The sequence below is a fragment of the Pseudonocardia pini genome (genome assembly GCF_013870575.1).
Classification (GTDB): domain Bacteria; phylum Actinomycetota; class Actinomycetes; order Mycobacteriales; family Pseudonocardiaceae; genus Pseudonocardia; species Pseudonocardia pini.
Map to the genome: position 1 here is coordinate 1 of NZ_JACBXB010001126.1, position 1,278 is coordinate 1,278.

Below are 1,278 nucleotides of genomic sequence, written 5' to 3' on the forward strand. Positions count from 1 at the left end.
TCGCCGAAGGCCGCGGGCTGGCGGGCCAGCATCGGGGCTCCGGGTTCGGTGAGCAGGTCCCCGATGCCGCCCCGAGCCCAGAAAGCGGTGATGTCGTAGCCCGGGGCGTCGCCCTCGGGTCCCGCGGGGCCGTAGGCGTCCCCGCGGGCGTAGACCAGTCGCGGGTTGCGCGCCATCAGCTCCTTCGCCGTCGCTCCGAGCCTGCGCAGCGCCCCGAGACGAAGGCTGGTGAGCAGGACGTCCGCGTCCGCGGTGACCCTGCCGAACACCTCCCGCCCGGCCGCGCTCTTGACGTCCAGGCCGAGGCTCCGTTTCCCCCGGTTCGTCTGCGCCCAGCGGCCCGCGCGTCCGCCGTCGGAGTTGTCCGCCCCCTGGGTGGTCAGCCCGCGGTAGGGGTCCGGTCGGGTGGGATGCTCGATGCGGACCACGTCCGCCCCCAGGTCGGCCAGCAAGGCCCCGACACTCGGCACGAACACGTACTGGGCCAGTTCCACCACTCGGACACCGGCCAACGGCGACTCGGTCACGCGACTCCTCCCGACGACGGGACGAGCCTCCCGAGCTGCTGTTATCCCCGCGTTATCGGATCAGCACGGCCAGCTCGACGGGCGGCTCGACGCCGATCTCGGCGAGCGCCACGACCGCCTGGCGGTAGCCCGCCGCCGCGGCGGCCCGGTTCCCCAACCGCAGGTGCGTGCGGATCATCAATCCGTATCCGTCGACGCTGTAGGGGTTGACCGCGATCAGCCGCCGACAGGTCGCCAGGATCTCGTCGGGATCGGCTCCCGGGTCACCTTCCTTGCCCCGCTCGGCGGTCGCCCGGATCAGTGCCATCACCGACTCGGAGAACAGCACGTCGAGGTAGTGCCGTCGGTCGGCCACCCACTCCAGGTCGCTGGACGGCAGGAACGGGCCGGTCACGAGGTCGAGCGCGGACTTGAGCACCGCCCGCGACTCGCCGGGTGCCCGCCCGCGGCCCGTGGCCAGGCGCTCCTCGAACAGACGGTCGTCGGAGACCACCTGGCCGGGCGGCAGCATGATCCGGTCCTGGTCGAGCCGATCCGGGGACAGACCGGTCAGCTCCCGGAGCTTGAACAGCACCTGCCGGAAGTGGTTGCCGCTGCGGCGGCGGTCCGCCTCGGGGAACAGCCGGTCCTGCAGCACCGCGCGGGGCAGGCCCCCGGGGTGGTTGGCCAGGTCGACGGCGAGCTCCACCAGCTTCAGCCGCCGGATCGGCGCCTCGACGCCCGCCACGGTGATCGTGGGCCGGTCGCCGAA

The 1,278-nt window shown here is 73.0% G+C and carries 2 protein-coding genes; both read right to left on the bottom strand.

Annotated features, from left to right (window positions below; genetic code table 11):
* The coding region (locus H5J29_RS33125; RefSeq protein WP_181784823.1) for a CoA transferase at positions 1-527 on the bottom strand (527 nt) is incomplete at its 3' end.
* A gap of 52 nt (positions 528-579) precedes the next feature.
* Positions 580-1,278: AfsR/SARP family transcriptional regulator (locus H5J29_RS33130; RefSeq protein WP_220188228.1), on the bottom strand; the 699-nt coding region annotated here is incomplete at its 5' end.